Source organism: Sphingopyxis granuli, from assembly GCF_001559015.1.
GTDB lineage: Bacteria > Pseudomonadota > Alphaproteobacteria > Sphingomonadales > Sphingomonadaceae > Sphingopyxis > Sphingopyxis granuli.
In genome coordinates this window covers 914,919-930,910 of the sequence record NZ_CP012199.1, presented here as the reverse complement: position 1 = coordinate 930,910, position 15,992 = coordinate 914,919, and the positions used below count along the sequence as shown (strand labels likewise).

15 protein-coding genes are annotated in these 15,992 nt (G+C 68.0%); 2 read left to right on the top strand and 13 right to left on the bottom strand.

Annotated features, from left to right (window positions below; translation table 11 throughout):
- Positions 1–8: 8 nt before the first annotated feature.
- From SGRAN_RS22525 to SGRAN_RS04315, 12 genes are all read right to left on the bottom strand, one after another.
- Positions 9–167: a hypothetical protein gene (locus SGRAN_RS22525; protein WP_172709610.1), complete on the bottom strand. Its 159-nt coding sequence runs from the start codon at positions 165–167 to the stop codon at positions 9–11.
- Complete coding sequence (locus SGRAN_RS04360; RefSeq protein ID WP_067180940.1) at positions 164–1,909, bottom strand: tail fiber domain-containing protein; 1,746 nt, start codon at positions 1,907–1,909, stop codon at positions 164–166. The genes SGRAN_RS22525 and SGRAN_RS04360 overlap by 4 nt, the downstream gene beginning before the upstream one ends.
- Positions 1,910–2,070: 161 nt before the next feature.
- On the bottom strand, positions 2,071–3,210 hold the full coding sequence (locus SGRAN_RS04355) for a phage major capsid protein (protein WP_082737065.1): 1,140 nt from the start codon (positions 3,208–3,210) through the stop codon (positions 2,071–2,073).
- A 5-nt stretch (positions 3,211–3,215) separates the two neighbouring features.
- Positions 3,216–3,620: an HK97 family phage prohead protease gene (locus tag SGRAN_RS04350; RefSeq protein ID WP_082737413.1), complete on the bottom strand. Its 405-nt coding sequence runs from the start codon at positions 3,618–3,620 to the stop codon at positions 3,216–3,218.
- A gap of 44 nt (positions 3,621–3,664) precedes the next feature.
- Positions 3,665–3,973, bottom strand: a complete 309-nt coding sequence (locus SGRAN_RS04345; RefSeq protein WP_067180938.1) for a DUF6127 family protein — start codon at positions 3,971–3,973, stop codon at positions 3,665–3,667.
- A gap of 13 nt (positions 3,974–3,986) precedes the next feature.
- A complete protein-coding gene (locus SGRAN_RS04340; protein WP_067180935.1) occupies positions 3,987–5,093 on the bottom strand; it encodes a phage portal protein in 1,107 nt (368 codons plus the stop codon).
- A gap of 167 nt (positions 5,094–5,260) precedes the next feature.
- Positions 5,261–6,595, bottom strand: coding sequence for a DNA-packaging protein (locus SGRAN_RS04335; RefSeq protein ID WP_067180934.1), 1,335 nt, complete (start codon positions 6,593–6,595; stop codon positions 5,261–5,263).
- A gap of 271 nt (positions 6,596–6,866) precedes the next feature.
- Complete coding sequence (locus SGRAN_RS04330) at positions 6,867–7,484, bottom strand: hypothetical protein (protein WP_067180931.1); 618 nt, start codon at positions 7,482–7,484, stop codon at positions 6,867–6,869.
- Positions 7,485–7,684: 200 nt separating this feature from the next.
- On the bottom strand, positions 7,685–7,894 hold the full coding sequence (locus SGRAN_RS04325; protein WP_148650793.1) for a hypothetical protein: 210 nt from the start codon (positions 7,892–7,894) through the stop codon (positions 7,685–7,687).
- Positions 7,891–8,034 (bottom strand): hypothetical protein, encoded by a 144-nt coding sequence (locus tag SGRAN_RS22520; RefSeq protein ID WP_172709609.1) that lies wholly within the window; start codon positions 8,032–8,034, stop codon positions 7,891–7,893. The genes SGRAN_RS04325 and SGRAN_RS22520 overlap by 4 nt, the downstream gene beginning before the upstream one ends.
- A gap of 266 nt (positions 8,035–8,300) precedes the next feature.
- On the bottom strand, positions 8,301–9,137 hold the full coding sequence (locus tag SGRAN_RS22105; RefSeq protein ID WP_148650792.1) for a hypothetical protein: 837 nt from the start codon (positions 9,135–9,137) through the stop codon (positions 8,301–8,303).
- 138 nt (positions 9,138–9,275) lie between these two features.
- The gene (locus SGRAN_RS04315; protein ID WP_067180923.1) at positions 9,276–10,238 is read right to left on the bottom strand and encodes an IS1595 family transposase; all 963 of its coding nucleotides are present in this window, start codon (positions 10,236–10,238) and stop codon (positions 9,276–9,278) included.
- Between the two features lie 504 nt (positions 10,239–10,742).
- Here SGRAN_RS04315 and SGRAN_RS04310 point away from each other — a divergent pair.
- Positions 10,743–12,905, top strand: coding sequence for a S9 family peptidase (locus tag SGRAN_RS04310; RefSeq protein ID WP_067180920.1), 2,163 nt, complete (start codon positions 10,743–10,745; stop codon positions 12,903–12,905).
- A 6-nt stretch (positions 12,906–12,911) separates the two neighbouring features.
- Here SGRAN_RS04310 and pip read toward each other — a convergent pair whose 3' ends face one another.
- A complete protein-coding gene (gene pip, locus SGRAN_RS04305) occupies positions 12,912–14,003 on the bottom strand; it encodes a prolyl aminopeptidase (RefSeq protein WP_067180918.1) in 1,092 nt (363 codons plus the stop codon).
- A 198-nt stretch (positions 14,004–14,201) separates the two neighbouring features.
- Here pip and SGRAN_RS04300 point away from each other — a divergent pair, with 198 nt between their 5' ends.
- Positions 14,202–15,863: a M28 family metallopeptidase gene (locus SGRAN_RS04300; protein ID WP_067180916.1), complete on the top strand. Its 1,662-nt coding sequence runs from the start codon at positions 14,202–14,204 to the stop codon at positions 15,861–15,863.
- Positions 15,864–15,992 lie beyond the last annotated feature (129 nt).

The window sequence follows — 15,992 nt, the reverse complement described above, 5'->3', positions numbered from 1 at the left end:
CTTTCCGGTCAGGGTCTGTCCACCGCGATCCGGCGCGCCGGGTCGGGCGCCAGGCGAACGCGCGCGCGCGGCGGCGCCACCCGGTCGGGACCGCGCCATTCGGCGGCAAGGATGCGGCCGCTTGCATCGCCGATCGCGCGCGCGCCCAGCGCCGCGCCGCCGATCATGCCGCCGCCTCCAGCGCCGCGAGCCGCGCCTCCTGCGCCGCGATCAGGAACAGCGCGAGCTGGTCGGGGCGGATGCCGAACCGCTCGCCCGCCGCGCGGACGATCCGCCCCTCGGCGTCGCGCTCCTCCGCCCAGCGATCCCAGCACAGAAAGGCATGGCGGCTGGTCGGATCGGCCCCGGCGTCGATCGGATCGACCAGCCCTTCGCCGGCCATGATCGCCCACACCGCCTGCGCCCGCACACCGAAATGCAGCCGCGCGCCCTCGGCCCCCTTTTCGGCGACCGCATCGTTCCATTGATAGAAGCCAAGTTCGGACGCGATCCGCTTTGCCGCCGCCAGTTCGGCGGCGCTCGCCGCGCCGCGCCATGCCTTTTCGCGCATGTCCGACGTGACGATTGGATTGCTGGCCAGATGAAGGTTCCGAACGCGACCCGCCGACCAGCCGACGTCATAGGCATTGTCGGCCACGGGCGTGAAGTGGCCGGCACTTTCCACATACCAGCGCGAGACGGCATTGGTGCCGAATTCAATATTGCCGTTCTCCTCGTTCATGAGGAAAATCGTCTCGCTGGTGCCGCCATATCCGAAATAGCCCTTCCGACCGCTCGGATCATAAAAGGACAGGAAGCCGTTGCCCGACCCGCGCGCCGCCGTCGTTTCGAGGCGCATGATCTCGCCGGACGATTTGACATGGAGGCGGACGGCGGCCGTGTCGGTCCCGATACCAAGGCTGCCGGCGGCCGTCAGGCGCATCAGCAGCACGCCGTCGGCGACGCCGTTGCGGTTCACATACCAGCCGAAATCGCCGGTGCCGGGAATGGTGCCAAAGCAGTTGTTCGTGATGCCGGCTTGCGTGAAGCTGATCAGCGCGCCGACATGGCCGTTCGTGTTGAAGTCCGCGACGATGCCGCGTGACGCCGCGCCGGAGGCGATGTTGAGCATATAATTGTCGGCCGCGCCGCCCAGCAGCAGGCGTCCCGCGGCGGTCAGTCGCATCTTTTCGGTCGTGTCCGTGAAGAAACGGATGTTCCCGCCCCATCCGGGCGCGCGGCCGGCCGCGATATTCAGCTCGCCCGTCGATCCGCGAGCGGTGAACGACGCCTCGTGCGCGCCGTCGGTGACGATTTCGATCCCGCCCGTCTGCTCCGAAGCAGCCGGCACGATCCGCATCCTCGGCGATCCGCCGGCCAGTTCCAGCAGTTGGGCCGGATTGGCGGTGCCGATGCCGACATGGCCGTCCGCGCCGCGCCGGACAAGCGCGGCCAGCGGGATATTCACCCATCCCGCGCCGCGCCGCACGGTCATCAGGTCGTCATCCGCACCGGTCGTCGCCGCAGGATGCGCCGTCGACAGCGGCTGCTTCGCGGCGATCGCGACGGCCAGATCGTCGTCGGCCGCATCCAGCGCCGCAACCGCCGCGTCGTGCGCCGTGAACCAGCCGGCGCCGACGGTCAGCGCCAGCGTCTTCAGCCCCGGCGCGAAATCGACGCGGCCGCCATCGTCCGAAGAGGCGGCGACCGCCTCGCGCACCAGCCGGCCGGCGGCATCGAGGCGGCCGGTGCCGACCTCCCACTCGCCGGGCTGCGCGATGCCCGCGATCGCATAGTGGAACTCGGTATCGGCGGGCACCGCGCCCGCGAAGCGGCGATGGCCGGGCACCGCGCCGGTCGGCGTCAGCGGGCCGGTGCCGCCCTCGTGGCACAGCTCGCGCACCAGGTCGGCGAAAAAGGGGGTCGGCATGGCAGCGCCATCCTTTCCAACAAGACTCCATCCCCTCGACGGGGGAGGGTTGCAGCGGCAGGGGATGCAGGCCGCCGGGCGGCGGCCTCGAAGCGTAGCGCCCGGCCCCACCCCGAAAGGGTTGGAGGGCAGGAACCGGGCGCCCCTCGCACGCGGGCCGATCAGCTCGCGGCGAATTTCATCAGCTTGATGGCGTTCGAATCGATGATCGCGCCGCCGACCCTCTTGGTTGCATAGAAATGCACGAAGGGCTTGTTGCTGAACGGGTCGCGCAGGATATGCGTCTCGCCGCGGTCGGCGATCAGATAGCCGGCGCGGAAATTGCCGAAAGCGATCGACAGGCTGTTCGCCGCGACGTCGGGCATCTCCTCGGCCTCGACGACCGGATAGCCCAGCAGGCTCGCCGCCTGGCCCTCGACCAGTCCCGGCTGCCACAGGAAGGCGCCGTCGGTGGTCTTGAACTTGCGGATGCGCGCCAGCGTGTCCGAATTCATCACCCAGCACGCGCCGCCCCGATAGGGCGCGCGCAGGCTGTGGACCAGTTCGACCAGCTTGTCCTGCGGGTTCGACGCCGCGAAGCCGCCCGCCGCGCCGGAGGCGACGAACTGCAGCGTCCCGAACGCCCGCGCGCTGTCCGCCTCGTTCGTCGTTGCATAGGACAGGAAGCCCTTCGGCCGGTTCGTCCCGTTACCGGACACGAAGGCCGCGCCCTCGGCGACCGCGAACTCACGCGCGATCTCGTCGGCCAGCCAGTCCTCGACGTTGAACATCGCGTCGTCGAGCATCGCCTGGCTCGCCGCCGGATTGGCGTAAAGCTCGCCCGACGGCGGCGCGATCTCGGCGAAGCTGCGCGTCCCGGTCTCGGGCCGCGCGTCGGTCTCGCCGACCCATCCCGCGCCGGTCGATCCGGTCGCGATCAGCTTGCGATAGCCGCTCGTCCCCGTCTGCACGACCGTCGCGATGGCGCGGATCGGCGACAGCGATTTCAGCGTCGCCGCGATCGCCCCGTCGATCTCGCGCGGCACGGCATAGCCGCCCTCGCCGCCCGACGCCCCCGACAGGCTCTTCATCCCGGTCCCGGCATCGATCCCGCGCCGCAGATAGCGGTCGACGAAGGCGTCGCGCGCCGGATCGGCCGCCTTCGCCCCGTCGAGCGGCAGCCGCGCCGCCGCGACTGCCTGCGCGTCGACCTGCGCCTTGAGCGCCGCGACCGATACCTTCAGCTCGTCGACCGCTTCCGCCGCCAGCACCGCATCGAACGCCCCCTCGAGCGCGTCCGCCTTCATCTCCATCTCGTCCATGCGTTTCACTCCTTCCATGAATCCACCGCGATCACCCGCGCCAGCGGCTGCATCGGCTGCGCGACGAGGCTGACCTCCGCCAGGTCGAGCGCCAGCAGCTCGCGCGGGTTCGCGCCCCGCGCCCCGCGCACCCGGTATCCGAACGACAGCCCGGTCAGCGCCCCGCGCGCGACCAGCGCCGCCGCGGTCGGGTGCGTCACCCGCGCGACGACGCGCAGCCCGCGCGCATCCTCCGCCAGCATCTCGATCGTTCCGACGAGCGCGCCCGGCCGATGCTGCCACAGCAGCGGCACCGCGCGCCGCGCGCGCAGGCTTGCCGCGAAAGCCCCGGCGCGCACCACGTCGCCGCCGCGGTCGACGCGGTCGAACACCGACGCATAGCCCGCGAACCGTATCCCCCCCTCCCGCAGGCGGGAGGCGGCCGGGGGGTGGGCCTGTCGAACGACCCCACCCCTCACCGCAGCAGCCCCGGCAGCCCCAGCTTCATCGCCAGCCCCACCAGCAGCAGCGCCAGCAGGCCGCGCGCCGCCCAGTCGACCGCCGCCTTCCACGCACTCGTCTTGGCGTCGCGCCACGCGCCGAGCAGTTGGCGCAGGTCGCCGATGTCGTCGCGCGCCGCCGCGTCGGCGAGCCCCAGTCGCGCCAGCGCCCGCCGCGCGTCCAGCTCGCTCGCCTCCTCGACCACCGCGCGCAGCAGCGCCGCGTCGGGCGCGCGCGTCCCCGCCAGCGCGATCAGCCGCGCCAGCGCCTCTTCCTCGTCCATGTCGTATCTCCGGCTAGTCGACGCCCAGCAGCGCCTTCTTCTCGGCCGCGGTCAGCCAGTCGGCCCCCGACACCTCGCGCCACAGCGCCATCCGGTCGGCGGCCAGCGCCGGCACCCGGTCCATGTCGACGCGCAGCTCGGCACCGCCGAACCAGCCCGCCAGCCCCTGCGACACCGCGCCCAATATCTTCGCGCACAGCGGCAGCACGGTCAGCCGCCACAGCGCGCGATTGGCCTCGCGATAATTGGCGTAGGTCGCATCGCCGGGCAGCCCGAGCAGCATCGGCGGCACCCCGAACGCCATCGCGATCTCGCGCGCCGCGCTGTGCTTCAACTCCAGGAAATCCATGTCGGCGGGCGACAGCGACAGCGCCTGCCACTTCAGCCCGCCCTCGAGCAGCAGCGGCCGCCCCGCATTCGCCCCGCCGGCAAAGCTTTCGGCCAGCTCCTCGCGCAGCCGGTCGACCTGCTCGGCTGACAGCGGCATCCCCTTGTCGCCCGGATCGTGGATCAGCGCCCCCGACGGCCGCGCCGCATTGCCCAGCAGCGCCGCATTCCATTTCGCCGCCGCATTATGCGCCACGATCGCACCCTGCGCCGCCGCCAGGCAGCCCGCGCCATAATGATCGTCGAGCGGGTGCAACGCCTTGACATGCACCACCGCCGGCCGCCCCGCGCCGTCCTCGGCAGGCAGCACCGCGGCGCATCCGCCCGCCTTGTAGCGATAGGCGACCGGCCAGCCGCGCCCGTCGGCCTCGACCGTCACCCGGTCGGGGCGCAGCGCGAACAGCTCGGCGGGCGCGCCCGCGCCATCGGTCAATATCTGCACATAGCCGTTGCCGTGGAGCAGCAGCTGCGACGCCAGCGTCTCGACCAACCCCTGCCCGCCCGAGGTCGCCGTGACCAGCGCCAGCAGCGCCGGGTCGCCCGCCGCGATCGGCGCCGCCCCCGCCGCCTCGGCGACCAGCCGCACCGACCGCTGGACGATCGCATTGCCCAGATAACCCTCGCGCACCTGCGCCTCCCACGACAGCGGCGCCGGCGCGTTCCACGTTCCGTAAACACGCGACAAGGCGGGCCGCACCGTCGACGATGCGGCCTTGCGGCCAAACCAGTTCATGCTTGTCTCCTCAATGGGCCAGCCGCCACACCGCAAGCCCCACTCTCTCCCCTTCAGGGGAGAGATACGCAGGCTTGCGAGCTTGCTCGCTAGCCGAAGTTGAGAGGGGCCGGCGTGCGTGGCTCCCCCTCTCCCAACCCTCTCCCCTGAAGGGGAGAGGGCTTTGATCAAACCCTGCGCACCCCCGGCGCGCGCCCTTTCCTCAGCCGTTCCAGCAGTTCCGCCAGCGCCCACACGCACGCATCGGCCCGGTCCGGCGAACCGCCGGGCCCGGCATAGCCGCCGCCGGTCTGGAACCCGCAAAGCTGGTCCTCCAGCGCCGGGAACGTCCCCGCATGCACCACCTGCCCGCGCTCATAGGCGAGCGCGACCGGCTCCGCGCGGCGCGCCTTGCCGATGCTCGCGTGGACCGTGGCGACCGGCAGCGCGACGTCGGCCTGCGCCAGCGTCGCCGCGACCATCTCGCCGCCCATATTGCTTTCCGCGACCACCCGGTCGGCGCCCCAGCGCGCCGCCGCGGCAGCCACCGCCTGCGCCCAGACATGCGGCGGCGGGGTCTCGACGCTCGCATCCTCGACCACCGCCAGCCGCCCGTCGCGCAGCAGCGCCGCGACGACGATCCCGCACGCATCGCCGGTCGACGTCGCGGGCGGATCGACGCCGATCACGACGCGCCGCGGCTTGCCCAGCCCAGCCGCGCCGACGCGGCAGCGTTCGATCAGCGCGCGCGTCCACAGCGCGCCCTCGACATCCTCGACCAACTCGCCGTCCAGTTCCTGCCGCCCCAGCCGCGTTCCGCCATAGACCGCCTGCATCGCCTCGACGAAACTCGACGGCAGATAGGCATTCTGGTGCGTGCCGCCGACCGTTTCGGCGAACCCCGGCAGCGCGCGGATCGTCCGGATCAGCGCGGTCGGCCGCGGCGTCGTGGTGATCAGGATGCGCGGCCGGTCGCCCAGCCGCATCCCCAGCACCAGATTGTCCCACGCGGTCGCGCCCCGGTGCCATTTCGCCAGCTCGTCGCACCAGGCGACATGATGCTCGGGTCCGCGCAGATTCTCCGGCGCCGCCGCCGAATAGAGCGTCGCGATCGCGCCGTTGCCGAAATGCAGTTCGCGAACCCCGTCACGCCAGTCGGGGTTTTCATGCCCGCGCGCAACCGCCAGCAGCCCGCTCGGCCCCTCGATCATCACGCGCCGCCCGTCGATCTCGTTCGCCGCGACCAGCGCGATGCGCGCGCCCGGCATGGAGCGCGCGCACTCGCTGATCCATTCCGCCCCGGCGCGCGTCTTGCCGAAGCCGCGCCCGGCACGGATCATCCAGATGCGCCAGTCGCCCGGCGGCTCGCACTGCCCGTCCTGCGCCCAGCCGTGCCAGCGCTCGATCAGCTCGCGGCGCTGGCCCCAGGTCAATCCCCGCATCACGAAGCGCAGGTCGCGCGGCGACAGCGCGGACAATTTCTCGAGCACGTCGCCGACGACATCGCGATGCGCCTGCCCCATCCGCCCGATCCTCCCTCACCGCTCCCCGACAGGGAAAGAAATGACCCGCCATGACACGCGATCCCCTCCCGCCAACGGGAGGGGAGAACGGGCGGCATGAAGCCTGCCCGTCCCGTTCTGCCCCGAAAGAAGGGAGATCATGGCGATTGCAAACAGGCACCGGCCTTGGGTCGAAGCACCCTGCTTCCCCGCTTCGTCATGCCGAAACGCGTTGGCGATCATCCCTTTCCAGCAACGAACCGTTCCCCGGCGTCCGCCGGGGTCCAAGCCCCTATCCCTCCGGCGCCAGCCCGCGCTGTCGGCGCAGGATGGCGAGCCGCTTCAGGATCGCGGCGTCGGTTTCCTCGGACGTCGGCATCCGCTTGTCGGGCCGCAGCGTCCGTGCCCGGCCGCCACGGACCGACGCCTGGTGCCGGCCGAGCAGGCTGATCGCCTGATCGACCGTCATCGGCGCGATCACGCGCCCTTCGTCGCCGCCTTTCGCGGCGTCCGGTTCCGTCGCGGCGCCCTCCTTCGCCGCGCGCGCCGCCTTTGCGCCTTTTCCGTCCGCGCTGCCCGGACCGGGCTCGCCGCCCTTGCGGCTCCCGGCAACAGTCGCGCCCGGCCTGCCCTCGACGAGCGCCAGCGCCGCCTGCACCAGCCCCATTTCCAGGCGCTGATATCCGGCCGTCAATGCCTCCTGCCACGCCGCGGCGAACGCCTCGTCGCGCGCGCGCAGCCGATAGACCGTCGAACAGACCAGCCCCGCCTGCGCGGCCGACCACGTCACGTTGCAGCTTTCCGCCAGATGGGAAAGGAACGTCTCGCACTGGCGCGTCGAAAGGGCCGTGCGCGGCGCCTTCGCCCGCATCAGCCGGCGACGATTGCCGGCCCGCACCACCTGTTCCATTCCGTCGCTCCCCAAAATGATCGGGCCGGATCGCCCGAAGGCGCCGGCCCGAATCGCAATTCTCGATGATGAACTGCTTGTGGCGTTTATGTACTTTGCAAACCCACAGGCATCTTGACTGGCGAGCGCCCCTTACGGTGGACGCGATTCGCCATGATGTAGAAATCTCTACACCCATCGTCACGCTTTGTCAAGATATTCTAACCTATTTGGTTCACAACCTTGATTGCGGCCATTAACGCAAAGAAACCTGCGAATAACCGCCAGCCCAATATTTCCTTGGGGCCAAGCTGCTTCACCCTACCGAAGCTGGCAACGTTGAGCGCCTGTTGCGGCACGACGGCAATCACAAGGAAAAATGCAACCGCGATCAGGTTGAACTCCAGCGACATTGGCTGCGGGAGATTCACTTACCCTTCTCCGACACCGGCTTACGCTTCACGAGCTTCCCTAGGCGTTCGTCGAAGTGCTTGGGATCGTCGTCGGTTTCGAGGTCGCGCGCCGCTTCCTTGAACTTATCGAGTTGGGACCGCTTTGGTTCACCGCTCATTTGCAAATTCTCCACGATTCCCGTATATAGCACAAAGGCCGGGGGTCATTTAGACCCCCGGCTACGAGTGGGCTAGAGTGGATGAGCTTAGTCTTTTCTTGTACCCCCTTGCGGGCACTGCCAGATTGGGAGATGGTCTAGGTCTCTTTCTCCGGGGTGTTAGCCTCTAGCTAGGTTGTTGCCGGGCCATGCCCATCACCTCCTTCCTAGTTGGTTCCGAGTGAGACGGGGCGTTGTTGCATAAGAGTGCGCGCCCCGTTTCACTTCTAAATGTCGTCATCTTCGTCATCGTCGATCTGCCAATTACCTTTGGTCGATGGAACTTTGTAGATCATGTCGAAGATCGACTCCGCCATCTTTAGCCAAGCAGCACGCCCATTTTTATCCCAAGCCGTTCCCGGATCAGGCAGAGTGACCAGTAGGCCGTTGATCAAAGGGTGATCTTTACCGCTCGGAGGTTCACCCCCACCGCCCTTGCGGCGTGCAGCATCGTCATCCTTCAATTTGTCTGCTCGAACATCGCCATTATCAATATCGGCTTTGCCGCCCCCGCTCGGGGCGTCGGCGCGAGGGCGTACCAAGCGGTCGCTGCCTGCGTCAAAGAAACCAGCCTGCTTAGCTGCGCGCTCAAAAGCCTGCCTCGCCTTGTCCGTCTGCTTTACGGCAACGCCAAGGGTTGCCATCTCTCGTTCCAGGGCCTTCATCGGCGGAAGCTTCTGGCCCTTATACGCATCAAAGATTTTAGCGTAGAGTGGCACGCTCAAAAACGCCTCGATCTTCGCAGCCCCGGCATGATCATCGGTGACAATACGGCGGCCGAGTTCGCTCAGCTTCACCGCGCTACGCCCGTCCTTCTCGACAAGTTCAAATGTTCGTGCAGCAGCGAGTTTGACGCGAAACGCGCCGCTAATCACTTGTCCCATTTCCGCTGCGAGCTCATCGAGTTCGCAAGTTCCCAAGCCGCTCCGATTATACACAGCCTGCGCAACTTCGCTTGCGGCGTCGAGATCATGATACGGGAAGCCGATGGTCGACTGCTCACGCTTCGTAGCTTCATCGGAAGACGCCGCTGCCTGCTCAAACTGTACCGTTTCGCCTGTCATCGAGACACACTCCGCCTATGGGGTAGGCGAGTCGCATAGGGCCTCGAAGACGTTTGCGCAATAGGCGATGCGCGTTCGCGTCTCCAAATTATGAGGAACAAAAGACGCGAAGACACATTCTGGTGAGCGAATTATCGCTTACGCGTCAATCCGCCGATAGGTGAGCCGCTTCCCAACGATGCCACGCGCCGCCGCAACAGCACGGCCTCTATCATCAATGCCGTTCGCCTGACGGGTGTTGTAGCGGAACTCGAACTCGACCAAATAGCGGTGCAGATGCTGCTCGCCGCAATGCTGATAGACGCCCTTCATGCCGCGCTTGAAGATCGAGAACGCGCCTTCGACGGTGTTGGTGTGGATCGTGCGGTCGCTGTAATCGACGTACTGGCGCGCGCCGTGGAACGTCGTGCCATGTTCCGCGAACTCGCGGCCGATCTTCTTGTACATCTTGGCTTCGTCCGTCATCAGGCGGGCTTCGCGGGCGATGTTGTTGAGAACGATCGGGTGGACTTCGTCCGCGCGGAATTTGTCGAAGGTGAACGAGCGCATGGTGCCGCTCTCGCGGTCCACCAGCGCCAGAACGCCGAACTTGTGGGCCGTGCCAGCCTTCGCGCCGCGACGGCCTTCCTTGGTGCCGAAATAGGTTTCATCCACTTCCACAGCGCCGCCGCCCGAACCGAACGGGGCAGCAAGGTCGCCGGAGCGCATGGCTTCGCGGATGCGGTGGGCGAGGAACCAAGCGGTCTTGTACTGGACCTCCAGAACGCGACCAAGCTGGTGGGCCGAAATGCCCTTCTTGCTCGAAGCGATCAGATGGACCGCCTGTAGCATCTTGTGGAGCGGCATGCGGGCATGCTCGAACACACTGCCAACCTTCACGGTGAACTGCTTACGGCACTCGCCACACTTCTTGAGGCCGTAACGCACGGCACCCTCAGGGCTTTTCAGGGTCGGCTTGCCGCGAACGCCCGACAGGTCATAGACGCGACCGCCTACCACGCCGCAATGCGGGCAGACAACACCGTCGGCCCAGACGACGCTTTCCAGATACTCGAAGGCCTTGGCTTCGTCGTGGAAATAGGGGGAAGAGAGAACCGACATGGTGAAAGCTCCGTTTGATGAGCTTTTCCTAGCATGTCAGCGTGGGTTTGTAAAGTACATAATCACGCTACTTGTGCCATATCAGCGTTACGATGTCAATAAAAATAACCTATATGGTTTTATATTGCTTCCCCTGCACGCGCGGCCCAACCTCCGCCATCGGCGACGCAGCCCGGCTCCGGAAAAGCGCTTTCCCCTCCCCGTCACCCCGGACTTGATCGGCAATCCTCCCTTTTCGACAAGTCACTGTTCCCCGGCGAAAGCCGGGGTCCATGCGAGGCAGCGCCGTGCCATCTGGACCCCGGCTTTCGCCGGGGAACAGCTCATTACTTGCCTGAGGGGAATTGCCGACTCGATCCGGGCTCCCGCTTGTCCGGAGTGACGAGGCAGGCGAAACTGCACGCCGTTTTCAAACGATGCGCGCCCTCTCCGCCGCCCGCTTGACCGCCCCGGTCGAAAGGTTCAGACCGCTGCGATTCAAAGGGAAACAGGGGTCGAAAATCCATGCGCAAACTCGTTATCCTCGGCGTCAGCCTCTTCGCGTTCCAGGCTTCGCTCGCCGCCGCGCAGGATCAGCCGGCGGCGCCGGAGCCCGAACCCGCCGCGATGACCGCATCCGCGAGCGGCAGCGCGCGCACCGCGCCAGAACGGCACTTCACCGGCGCCGACATCTTCGACCTCGCGATCGCCGCCGATCCGCAGATCAGCCCCGACGGGCGCCGCATCGCCTATGTCCGGCGACAGAATGACATCATGACCGACCGCGCGATCGGCAGCATCTGGCTGATCGACACCGCGACCGGGCAGGAAACCCCCGTCACCGGCGGCAACGGCGGCGGCAGCGCCTTCACGCCGCGCTGGTCGCCCGACGGCAAGCGCCTCGCCTATGCCTCGACCGAGGGCGGCGGCGCGCAGCTGTGGGTGCGCTGGATCGATGGCGGAGAGGCGGTGCGGCTGACCGGCCTGCCGACCAGCCCGTCGAGCATCGCCTGGTCGCCCGACGGCCGCTCGATCGCCTATACGATGCTGGTCAAGGACGCGGCGCCGACCTTCGGCTCGGCCCCCGCCAACAAGCCCGAAGGCGCCAAATGGGCCGATCCGCTGGAGGTCCACGACCTCCTCACCTATCGCGCCGACGGCGCGGGCTATATCGAGCCGGGGTTCGAGAAGATCTTTCTCGTCCCCGCGACCGGCGGCGCGCCGCGCCAGCTCACCTTCGGCCCCTATCACGACGGCGGGCCGCTCAGCTGGTCGCGCGACGGGCGCACCCTCTATTTCGGCGCCAACCGCAAGCCCGACTGGGAAAACGACGCCCGCGAGAGCGAGATTTTCGCGCTCGATGTCGCGAGCGGCCGCATCGCCCAGCTCACTGACCGCGACGGCCCCGACGCCAATCCCGTCGTCTCGCCCGACGGCCGGCTGATCGCCTATGTCGGTTTCGACGACAAGCTGCGCGCCTATGAGAATAGCGAGCTTTACGTGATGAACCCCGACGGTTCGGGCCGCCGCAGCCTGACCGCCGGCTGGGACTACAGCGTCGACGACGTCGCCTGGGCCGCCGACGGGCGCAGCCTCTATGTCCAGTACGACGATCATGGCGAGACGAAGGTCGCGCGCATCGGGCTCGACGGCTCGGCGCGCACCGTCGTTACCGGCCTGTCGGGCGGCGGGCTCGACCGGCCCTACACCGGCGGCAGCTTCTCGGTCGCCGACACCGGCGCGATCGCCTTCACCGGCGGCACTCCGACGCGGCCGGCGGAGGTTCAGCTCGCCGCGGGCGGTAAGACGCGGATGCTGACCGACCTCAATCGCAGCCTGCGCGAGACCAAGGCGCTGGGCGAGGTGCGCAAGATCACCGTTGCCTCCAGCCTCGACGGGCTGGAGATCGAGGGCTGGCTGACCCTGCCCCCCGGCTATGTCGAGGGTCGGCGGGTGCCGCTGATCCTCGAAATCCACGGCGGCCCCTTCTCGGCCTATGGCCCGCATTTCGCGACCGACAACCAGCTCTACGCCGCCGCGGGCTATGCGGTGCTGTCGTCGAACCCGCGCGGTTCGACCAGCTATGGCGAGGCGTTCGCGAACACGATCGACAAGGCCTATCCGGGCAATGATTATTTCGACCTGATGAGCATCGTCGACCGCGCGATCGAACTCGGCATCGCCGATCCCGACGCGCTGTTCGTGACCGGCGGTTCGGGCGGCGGCGTGCTGACCAGCTGGATCGTCGGCAACACCGACCGCTTCAAGGCGGCGGTGACGCAAAAGCCGGTGATCAACTGGACGTCGCAGGCGCTGACCGCCGACGGCCCCGCCTTCTTCGGCCGCTACTGGCTCGGTGCGATGCCGTGGGAGAATCCGGAGACCTTCTGGAAGCACTCGCCGCTCTCGCTCGTCGGCCAGGTGAAGACCCCGACGATGGTCGTCGTCGGCAGCGAGGATTACCGCACCCCGGTCAGCGAGTCGGAGCAATATTATACCGCGCTGCGGCTGCGCGGCGTCCCGACCGCGCTCGTCAAGGTGCCCGGCGCCAGCCACGGCGGCATCGCCGCGCGGCCGTCGCAGTCGGCGGCCAAGGCCTCGGCGATCCTCGCCTGGTTCGCCAGATACCGCCACGGCTGGACCCCGCCGGCGGCGGCCGGGGCGGCGGCGGCGGGCGGAACGGACTGATCGCGCTCAGGCGGCCAGCGGCGGCAGCCCGTCCATGATCGCGGTCAGCGCCAGCGCATTCTCGCGCTCCATCGCGCTGTGCCCGGCGTTGGTGACGACATAGGTCGCGGGCTCCGCCCCGGCGCCGCGCAGCGCCGCGACCAGCCGCGACGCCTGCGTCAGCGGGCACACCTCGTCGAACCGACCATGGACGATATGCACCGGAATCGCCACCAGCGTGTCGATATGCCGAAAGAAATGCCCCGGCTCCAGAAACAGGTCATGGGCAAAATAATGCGCCTCGATCTGGGCGAAGCACAAAGCAAACCCCGCCTCCCCGAACTTTCCGGTATCGCCCGCCTCGGGAATCAGGTTCGAAATCGTTCCTTCCCATAGGGACCATGTCACCGCCGCGGCGAGCTGGCGTTCCTTCTCCTCGGCGGTCGCGGGCACCATGTCGAAGATCGCCTTGTACGACCGCATCACGTCGCGCCGTTCCTCGACGCTCAGCACTTCCAGCAGCGCGCGCCATTCGTCGGGATAGTGGATATAGGCGCCCGGTGCGGTCAGCCCGAACGGGTCTTCATGCCACGTCGCGGCATTGCCCTGATACAGATAGAGCAGATCCTCCGCCGCGCCCAGGAAGATGCCGCGCAGGATCAGGTTCGCGCAATGATCGGGATGCGCGATCGCATAGGCCATCGATAGCGTGCTGCCCCAGCTTCCACCGAACACGTGCATCCGTCCCGCGATGCCCAGATGGTCGCGCAGCTTCTCGATATCGCCGATCAGGTCGGCGGTGGTGTTGCGCGCCAGCGCCGCCGCCGGTCCCGCCGTGGCGACGTTGGGCTCGCTCTTGCCGCATCCGCGCTGGTCGAACAGGATAATACGATAGCGGGCGGGGTCGAAATAGCGCGCCATCGCGGGCGAACAGGCGCCGCCGGGACCGCCGTGCAGCACCATCACCGGTTCGCCCGCCGGGTTGCCATAGTCCTCCCAGTAGACTCGATGCTCGGGATCGCTGTCGACGGTCAGCCACCCGCTGCGCCGCGCCTCCGCCTCGGGATAGACCCAGTCGTCGCCGATCTTGCTCGATGTCTGCAGCCGCGAGAAATCCATCCTGTCTTCCTTTCGTTGCGCACGCCGCCGCTCGGGGGTGGCCGCGCGCCACGCCCCCATGCTAGGGCGACTCCGATGCCATGTCTGAATCGTCCTTGCGGCGAAAGCCGCAGCGACGCAATTGCGGTGGCATCGCCAGCCCCAGAAGGCGACCGGCCCCGGCCCGGTCGCGCCGCACCGATCGGAAATGACCGCCCTATGACCTTGCGCCTTGCCGCTTCCACCGCCGCCCTGCTGCTTGCCGTTCCGGCGCTTGCCCAGACCGCGGCGCCCGCGATCGACCCCGCGAACATCACCGAAACCGTCCGCACCATGGCCTCCGACCAGTTCCAGGGTCGCGCGCCGGGAACCGTCGGCGAGGAACGCACCGTCGGCTATCTGATCGGCCGGCTGCAGGCGCTCGGACTCGAACCCGCCGGATCGGACGGCGGCTGGACGCAGCGCGTGCCGCTGCTCCACACCCGGCTCGGCACTCCCGAAACGCTCGCCTTCGACCGCGGCGGCACGACCACCCCGCTCGCCTTCGGCACCGACATCTATCTATCGACGCTTCAGCCGAACGACCGCGCCGTGGTCGCCGGCGCGCCGATGGTGTTCGTCGGCTATGGCGTCAACGCGCCCGAACGCGGCTGGGACGATTTCAAGGGCGTCGATCTCAAGGGCAAGGTCGCGGTCTTTCTGATCAACGACCCCGATTTCGTCGCGAAGAAGGGCGAGCCCGCCTTCGGCAAGTTCAAGGGCCGGACGATGACCTATTACGGTCGCTGGACCTACAAGTTCGAGGAAGCGGCGCGCCGGGGCGCGGTCGCGGCGCTGATCGTCCACGACACCGAGGGCGTGGGTTACGGCTGGAATGTCGTCAACAGCCCCGGCGGCGAGAATTACGGTCTCGTCGTCCCGCCCGAAAAGATGACCAGCCTCGCGCTGCAGGGCTGGATTTCGGGCGACACCGCGACGAAGCTGTTCGCCGCCGCCGGTCAGGACCTCGCGAAGCTGCGCGTCGCCGCGCGCCGCGCCGATTTCCGCCCCGTCGACCTCGGCACGAATTTCGACGCCGCCATTCCCGCGACGCACGAAGAGGTGCAGAGCCAGAACGTCCTCGCGAAGATCACCGGCACGCAGCGCCCCGACGAGGTGGTGATGATCGGCGCGCACTGGGATGCCTATGGCGAGGGCGAACCCGATGCGCAGGGCCGCATCTATCGCGCCGGCGCCAACGACGACGCGCTCGGCGTCGCCGGCATGTTCGAGATGGCGCGCCTGTTCAAGGCCGCGCCGCCGCCCGAGCGCAGCATCGTCTTCGCTTTCTGGACCGCGGAGGAACGCGGCCTGCTCGGCTCCGAACATTATGCCGCCAATCCGCTCTTCCCGGTCGAGAAGACCGTCGCCAACCTCGGCCTCGACATCCTCCAGACTGCGGGCCGCGCGAAGGACGTGATCCTCGTCGGCAAGGGCCAGAGCACGCTGGAAGACGACCTCGCCCGCTTCGCGGCGGCGCAGGGGCGCAGCGTCAGCGAGGAAAGCCTGCCAGAGCGCGGCCTCTTCTTCCGCGCCGACCATTTCAGCCTCGCCAAGCGCGGCGTTCCCGTCCTGCTGATGATGGGCATCGCGGGTGCCTCCGACCTCGTCGAAGGCGGCAAGGCCGCCGGACAGGCATGGGTCGATGCCTATACCGGCCAATGCTATCATCAGGCGTGCGACGCTTGGGACCCCAGCTGGAACCTCGACGGCGCGGTTCAGGATATTCAGATTTTTTACCAGATCGGTGACGAACTCGCACGCTCGACCCGCTGGCCCGGCTGGCAGCCGACGAGCGAGTTCGGCGCCATCCGCGCCGAAAGCGCCGCTGCGCGGCAATAGCGCGAGGGTTAGGCGCGCGGTAATCGTTATCGTCGCCAAAGCCCGTTGAAACCGAACCGGCGGGCCCTCCCCGGCCGGGGAACCACATCGAATGGAATCGTCATTGCGAGCGGCGAAGCCGCGCGGCAA

Bases quoted from the DNA above. Each gene is read 5' to 3' on its own strand.
- SGRAN_RS22520 (WP_172709609.1), bottom strand. From the start codon at position 8,034: ATGAGCGGTGAACCAAAGCGGTCCCAACTCGATAAGTTCAAGGAAGCG.
- SGRAN_RS22105 (WP_148650792.1), bottom strand. From the start codon at position 9,137: ATGACAGGCGAAACGGTACAGTTTGAGCAGGCAGCGGCGTCTTCCGAT.
- SGRAN_RS22525 (WP_172709610.1), bottom strand. From the start codon at position 167: ATGATCGGCGGCGCGGCGCTGGGCGCGCGCGCGATCGGCGATGCAAGC.
- SGRAN_RS04300 (WP_067180916.1), top strand. From the start codon at position 14,202: ATGACCTTGCGCCTTGCCGCTTCCACCGCCGCCCTGCTGCTTGCCGTT.
- SGRAN_RS04310 (WP_067180920.1), top strand. From the start codon at position 10,743: ATGCGCAAACTCGTTATCCTCGGCGTCAGCCTCTTCGCGTTCCAGGCT.
- SGRAN_RS04315 (WP_067180923.1), bottom strand. From the start codon at position 10,238: ATGTCGGTTCTCTCTTCCCCCTATTTCCACGACGAAGCCAAGGCCTTC.
- SGRAN_RS04345 (WP_067180938.1), bottom strand. From the start codon at position 3,973: ATGGACGAGGAAGAGGCGCTGGCGCGGCTGATCGCGCTGGCGGGGACG.
- SGRAN_RS04340 (WP_067180935.1), bottom strand. From the start codon at position 5,093: ATGAACTGGTTTGGCCGCAAGGCCGCATCGTCGACGGTGCGGCCCGCC.
- pip (WP_067180918.1), bottom strand. From the start codon at position 14,003: ATGGATTTCTCGCGGCTGCAGACATCGAGCAAGATCGGCGACGACTGG.
- SGRAN_RS04355 (WP_082737065.1), bottom strand. From the start codon at position 3,210: ATGGACGAGATGGAGATGAAGGCGGACGCGCTCGAGGGGGCGTTCGAT.
- SGRAN_RS04335 (WP_067180934.1), bottom strand. From the start codon at position 6,595: ATGGGGCAGGCGCATCGCGATGTCGTCGGCGACGTGCTCGAGAAATTG.
- SGRAN_RS04330 (WP_067180931.1), bottom strand. From the start codon at position 7,484: ATGGAACAGGTGGTGCGGGCCGGCAATCGTCGCCGGCTGATGCGGGCG.
- SGRAN_RS04360 (WP_067180940.1), bottom strand. From the start codon at position 1,909: ATGCCGACCCCCTTTTTCGCCGACCTGGTGCGCGAGCTGTGCCACGAG.